This is a genomic window from Pelagimonas sp. (assembly GCF_050633425.1).
Taxonomy (GTDB): Bacteria; Pseudomonadota; Alphaproteobacteria; order Rhodobacterales; family Rhodobacteraceae; genus Pelagimonas.
On the sequence record NZ_JBOEGM010000056.1, the window covers coordinates 21487 to 27486 of the forward strand.

At 47.2% G+C, this 6000-nt stretch carries 5 protein-coding genes; 2 read left to right on the forward strand and 3 right to left on the reverse strand.

Going from position 1 to position 6000, the window contains the following annotated elements; genetic code table 11:
• Nucleotides 1-48: 48 nt before the first annotated feature.
• Nucleotides 49-2361, reverse strand: coding sequence for a UvrD-helicase domain-containing protein (locus ACRBB0_RS26850; RefSeq protein ID WP_431377543.1), 2313 nt, complete (start codon nucleotides 2359-2361; stop codon nucleotides 49-51).
• Nucleotides 2358-3233, reverse strand: a complete 876-nt coding sequence (locus ACRBB0_RS26855) for a hypothetical protein (protein ID WP_431377544.1) — start codon at nucleotides 3231-3233, stop codon at nucleotides 2358-2360. The genes ACRBB0_RS26850 and ACRBB0_RS26855 overlap by 4 nt, the downstream gene beginning before the upstream one ends.
• A 488-nt stretch (nucleotides 3234-3721) precedes the next feature.
• Between ACRBB0_RS26855 and ACRBB0_RS26860 the strand changes: the two genes are divergently transcribed.
• Together ACRBB0_RS26860 and ACRBB0_RS26865 are read left to right on the forward strand one after the other, a co-directional pair.
• A complete protein-coding gene (locus ACRBB0_RS26860) occupies nucleotides 3722-3988 on the forward strand; it encodes a hypothetical protein (RefSeq protein WP_431377545.1) in 267 nt (88 codons plus the stop codon).
• A gap of 354 nt (nucleotides 3989-4342) precedes the next feature.
• Nucleotides 4343-4843, forward strand: coding sequence for a collagen-like triple helix repeat-containing protein (locus ACRBB0_RS26865; RefSeq protein WP_431377546.1), 501 nt, complete (start codon nucleotides 4343-4345; stop codon nucleotides 4841-4843).
• Between the two features lie 191 nt (nucleotides 4844-5034).
• Here ACRBB0_RS26865 and ACRBB0_RS26870 read toward each other — a convergent pair whose 3' ends face one another.
• Nucleotides 5035-5643 carry a hypothetical protein gene (locus tag ACRBB0_RS26870; protein ID WP_431377547.1) on the reverse strand — a complete coding sequence of 203 codons (609 nt, stop codon included), beginning with the start codon at nucleotides 5641-5643 and terminating at the stop codon, nucleotides 5035-5037.
• Nucleotides 5644-6000: the final 357 nt, after the last annotated feature.

Here is a 6000-nt window from a genome sequence, read left to right on the forward strand (position 1 = left end):
ATCTGAGCACGAAAGCAACCACCCAAATTTGCCGATCATTTCTTTGAGTTAGCATTTCTCAATCAGCTTTGTTCTGAATCCAGCGCTTAATAGTTCACTAGGCCCTCTGCTTCGAACGCCAAGGAACTCTAAGGCAAACCGCGCCCGAGAAGATGCTACATAGAGCCGATTGTGAGCCGAATAACTTGCAAAGTTAGTGGAAGCATTGTTTTTGGCCTTTACTTCAAGAGGCACACGACCATTGTCGACACCAACGACAACTACAGAGTTGAACTCCAACCCCCCAACAAAATCCGCATGCCCCATAACAAAATGGCCTGACCTTTTCGCTCTTTCGACTTGTGAATAGTCTCCACGCTTGTCCAGCAACGTAACTGGCTTGTTCCGTGAATGAATGTAAGTTGCCATCTTCTTGAGCAAGTCGTCTGAAAGAGTAGTTATTAGAACTTCCCAATGTTTTGATTCAGTGCTTTTGGACAGCTCTTCTGCTTTCGTAAAGGCGAGCTCGATCATTCCGTCATCATCAACGCATTCCGTGTACTTCAGTGGCATGCAGCGCCGCTCTTCGTTGACGGTGAATGCGCTATACGCCCGCGCCAAAGAATTTTCAAAGTTCGTAAATAGTGTCGCGCCTGATGCCAATACGGAGCCACAGAAATTCAAAATATCGGGAGAGCATCGGAAAACGGTGTTCACATGCTCAGTATTATCCACGGCGTCACTTGCATCGAAAAGTTCAGAGAACGCGTCGTTTTCGCCCCATCCTCTATCTCCAACGCCTTGGGCTTGATCAACCGAGAACGAAATCGGAAACAACCCTACTCCCCTTGTAAAGTGATGAAAAATGTGAAGTTCGTTGATGTTAAAAAGATGTGTTTCATCGATAGCAATGAAGTCGTACCCCTCCTTCGCTCGCCGCCGCCGCCATATTGGTGTGTGCAATTGCCCAACTGCGGATAGAACCACATCATCTGTATCGAACTGGTTCACTGTCTCCAGCTGTTCCTGATAGTTTAAAAAGACGTTGAAAACCAAACCCTTGTCAGCGTTGTTTTCTAGGGGGAGCCCATATAAAAGGGAAGCAAGTTTCTTGTACTCATCAAACTGGTCGTCCGCCCGACCTTTGATCAAGACGCTAATCTCATGCTGAAAAAGCGGTGCAAGCTCTACAGTGCTCTGCTTCTCAAAGAATGATCGAAAGCCTTCAGACAGATGAGGTTTGTGGGATGGGTAATGTTCATCCCGCACGGCGTTCAAAGCTTGCTCAATATACAGAAGCTGCATTACTTTTGAGTCTTGAGCATCTTTGTCTACAAATTCGGTCTCACTTATCTCCTGCTTCAGAGTCTTGGCGCATAGAGATGCCAAAGTTTCGACGGACAACGAAACGGCCTCTACGTTAGGAGCTCGCGTGTGGAATGCATCAACATCCAGAACGGCCAAGTTTTCGATTATCGCGTCCTTTGTGGCTTCACTGTGTGTAATAATCAGCGCTCGGCAGTCTTCTTTCTGGCTTTCTGCAGCTTTTAGTACCCTAATTGTCTTCAATAGGAGTGACAGTGTTTTGCCGGTACCGGCTGGCCCAATAAGTCGGTGAGGTGTTTGATGGCTGGATCTTACAAATTCCAGCTGCTGGTCTGTAAGAAGGTTGCGCCACTCTTCGTATGGAAGGTGCGACCGCAGAGATCTGCCTTCACTTCCATCAGGAAGGCTTGTTTCAGCAATTGCTGCTTTATTGGCTTTACTCTGAATAGCGGCAATTTTTTCTCCAAGCTTTGAATAAACCTCTGAGAGGCTGCTGAACGCCTTCTTGAAGTTCGTATAGTCAACGTCGTGATCAGCTGAGTTTTCCTGTCGACTGCAAGTTCGGTACGCAAGAAGAAAGTTTCCATCCATATCTCTGCTGGAAAGTCGATTTTTGTCGGGCTCTCTTTCTACAATTATCCGGAAACTACTTCCGTACGACCCCTCCGATTGGGGAAGTGGAAAAATTATGGCTTTTGAACTATCAGGGACGATGTGTTCGCTGCGATTGAAATGCCCTCCAGACCAAAATTTGGCGCAGAACCTCAGTAGTTTTTGAAACGAAACTAGTGTCTCGCCTTTTCGAAGGGTGCTGAATAAAAGCGAAGTCTCGCAATCAATGACTAGATACTTTTTTTTCTTCCAAGGGCCCGGTGTTGAGAGAAACAGCGCTTCCTGGTCTTGGGTGCAAATAATTCTTCCAATTTGCATAATTATTTTGATATCGCCTGACAAAGCTTGAAGCAATTGTGCTCCCTCAGCGAAATTTATTGACTGAAAAACACGTCCAGAAATCATTTCCGCGACGGCACCATCGTCTATACACACGTATTTCATATTGTCGGTGTTCCTTCTGTTGCGCAACAATCGGTTACAAGCGCACCAATCCTTTTGGGGTCAGGATCATCCAGACCAATCCGAGAAAATAAATTTGAGAACGTCTGCATTACATGTTCTATTGTAGGTGATCCGATACAGGCGACGGGCATAGCCAAATCAAAAGGCGGAATTTCCAGCAAATCACTTGTGGGGGGGGCAAAGTTCTCTTTAATCACCTGTTGACTGACCCCATTGGAGATTTCAATTGCAAGGTCTTGGGGGATCGAAGACACATCTCTAAGCAAGCACACAAAGGCTGCTCTTGGGTCTTCATCGATCAGCGTTTCGAAGAGATAGTGTCCAGCAAGATCATGTCGGCTAAGCCTTTCGACAATATTTTTTACCTCTGTCGCTCTAAACTGTGCGAACCAATTAAAAATTTCCTGGCCATTGCGGCCTTCGCATAATGCTTCAAACGCTTGCTTTTCAGCAACTAAAGTATGGAATTTCGCAGATCGCTTCTTCTCATTTTTGTTGCCGGTATCGATTGGGAAATGAATGCGTGCGATTTCATCTAGGTCAACAGACAATAATATCGTCTCAGAGATGTTGGCCTGTTTTAGTATTCCCTTTAAATTTCCAACTTGGTCTCTTTGCTCTTTCTCAAGAAGAATTTGCAACCCGTCCTGCACTAGCCAAGCCCTTAGTGGGACAACTGGTAGGTAGTTTAAAACGGGATACTTGCTTTGGGCGATATCGCACCGCGCCGTAATTACAAGCCCGAATACGCTGGTACCGCTATAACGCGCCAGCCTGACGCAACTAAAAACTGACCCTTGTGTTATTTCGCCAATTTTGGCAGTAATTAGATGCGGCCGGTTGGAACTCAAAATACAACTCCAAAGTAAGGCCAATCGTTCAGATGGCGAATCTTGTTGACTGGGAGAAAACACCCACTCGTCATGGGAAGTTAGCACTGACTGCAAGCAAGCGGAAGTTGTTTTATGCACCCTTGTACTGGGCGAGTGGCTACAAAGAGATTTGAGTTTTATCGCAACGTATTCATGCTTGCTCAGGCGTCTGATATCTCCGTTTTTGGTCTGGGACGTTGTTGCCGCAGCGCAGAATTTTACTAAATCTTGGATGTCCCGTATGGGTCGTCGTCAGACTTCGCAAAGGCTGCTGATCTTGCTTAGCAGTCATTGGCTCGGAGCCCGGCGAATGTCCGGTTCCCGCCCAAAGCGAACCTTCATCGCAATAAATGGTGCTGCACTACAGCTTCCTGAAAGCGGCCTTTGGTCGATGTAAGGAGCCATGCATTCTTGACAACTTCTATACAAAAGCAAAACCTATATGCACATTTGGATGAGGTGATAATATGGATGTGTTCTTTCAAGAGAATGGTCATGCAATAGCGACAATACTACTGGCCAGCGCTATTCCCATCGTCTTGGGGATGGGCCTAAGGAACCGGAACATGGGTGATGGCAAAGGCATTGGTTGGAGCTTTATCCGTTTCATAGTCATTGCTCTTGCGCTCCCAATCGTTGCGTTGCTGGGAATCAACAACCGACTCACGGGGGAAGCGGCAACTCTCATCAGCGGAGCGATGGGATTTGCTTTTGGGAAAGCTGAAGCGAAGTAACGGCCCGTTGCGGACCTTGGCCCCTCGATCGAGATGCTGCGCCGCAGCTTCGGCAGAGCGGACTTCCGTTGATCCACGCGTTTAGCGAACCGATGTTGCCAGGACGTTGCGCAAAGCAATTTGACAGGTTCGAGTACGTTCTGATCATATCCCAAAAACTTGCAAGGTGCTGGGATCTGACTATATTGCTCGATTATTAGCGTCTGCGGTTCTGGAATTGTGCAATGACTGATGAAAACTCAAATAAATCTTTTAGAGATCACTATTTAGTACAGCATGCATTGAAGGTCGCCGTGGGAGCCATTGTTTTAGGTTTACCAGTTTGGATAGCCGGATATTATTTGGAGTTTTGGAATGCAATCTATTGCCTCTCACCTACGAGTGATGCTCTCAAGTGTGGTCGTTAGCGGTTTATTCTTTTTACCTAGCAATGCGATTGCTGCGGGTCACGAATGTGAAATTCAGGTAGTTTCTGGAGTAGACGAAGCGACTTCCAACGCAGCTTGTTTGCTGGCTAAAATTGATGCGTTGGCAATTGAAAATGAATCCCTAAGGGAAAAAGTAGCGTCTATTGAATTGGTTCCCGGCCCTAGGGGAGAGACCGGACCTGTTGGGCCATCGGGTTCAAATGGGCCTGAATTTGTGCCAGGAATGCTCACGTTCAATGCTTTAAGCACTATTTGCCCACAAGAGTGGCGTCCAATGGGGAGTGCTACCATTGATCTAAAAGATAATGGTCAAATGCTAGGTTATTTGAAGGAGAATGGCCTGTATAAATCTGCAAACGTTAGTGACGAACAAGCTGCAGCTCCCGGTTACGACCTTGTACGAGTGTACTTGTGCTTGTTTGAATAGCGACAAACGGCACGCCTCCCCGATCGTCCCACACCGGCGATCGGCCCACAGCCGACAGTCGCAGCTAAACCGGATGCTGCGATGCAGCTCACGCGAAGCTGACGTTCGTCTTTCACGCTTACACCCAACGGGAGCGTGTCCACTGGCAGTCGAAGCGAGTTTTGAAGTTGTGCTTGAAATTGAGATAATTATTATTGGTCTGACAGCGTAAGTGCAAAATAATAGCCCTGTACATTATAGAAGCTAAGTCCATGTTCAGCCGAAGAAAGGGCTTCAAACGTCCGGTATTGAGTTGGTACAGCTGCGATGGTCGAGTGAAAATGAAACCCACCGTCATCCACGCCAAAAATAACGCCGAAGTAATCGTTTGCCCACTCCGGATGTTCGTTGGGGTAAATTTTAAACCCCGTCAAAACTGGCTGTCCCGCCATAATTTTTTTCTTTGCGAACTCGATGAACGATCTGGCGTCAGCGAAATCGTCTTTCCACCCATAGCTAACTCCTAGGTGCCTCAATGAGCGACGCATATCCGCCATCCACAAGGACGAGTGACCGTGCACTTCAGGCTCACCGGCCTCGTGTATTTTCTTCAAGGTAAAGTTGTAACCATGAAAGTCCGTCAGCATTTTTAGGGACGCTTCACCGGAACGCTTGTTTTGTAAGGCGATGGGCATCACATTGAGCTTTCTTTCGCGGCCTCCCTTGAGCTCCGACAAGCTTGTTATCCCTGTCAAAAACACAAATATCGTCAGTATCGACGCGACGAGTGCTATTCCTGTAATGAAGGCGGTTTTCTGCATGAAGACGCTTCTCAAAGGTGGATGTGAAAGTATTAAGGACGGGCTTTTACACCATTCATTCAAGGGATTTCTAAGGTAAAAGTAGAGTAAGTCAAAGTGCCCGTGAGACTGACGATTCCGCACAAAAACTATTGTTTCCAAGGTGGGTTTGAACAGTCTAAATTCACACTGTCTATGAGTTAGTCTGATCCACTTGACGCAGGTGGTTGTGATTCGGCCCAAAGCGGACCTTCGACACACGTTCGGGATGCTGCTGTCGCAGCCCGCACTCCTGCCATTCGCCGCGCCTGCAAAATTGGCATTTGATCGAACGCACAATCTGCGGGACAAAGCGTCAATTCGCTGCGTTTGCGCCGA

Excerpts from the sequence above, each read along its gene's own strand:
- ACRBB0_RS26850 (WP_431377543.1), bottom strand. The coding sequence starts at position 2,361 with ATGAAATACGTGTGTATAGACGATGGTGCCGTCGCGGAAATGATTTCT.
- ACRBB0_RS26860 (WP_431377545.1), top strand. The coding sequence starts at position 3,722 with ATGGATGTGTTCTTTCAAGAGAATGGTCATGCAATAGCGACAATACTA.
- ACRBB0_RS26865 (WP_431377546.1), top strand. The coding sequence starts at position 4,343 with ATGCAATCTATTGCCTCTCACCTACGAGTGATGCTCTCAAGTGTGGTC.
- ACRBB0_RS26870 (WP_431377547.1), bottom strand. The coding sequence starts at position 5,643 with ATGCAGAAAACCGCCTTCATTACAGGAATAGCACTCGTCGCGTCGATA.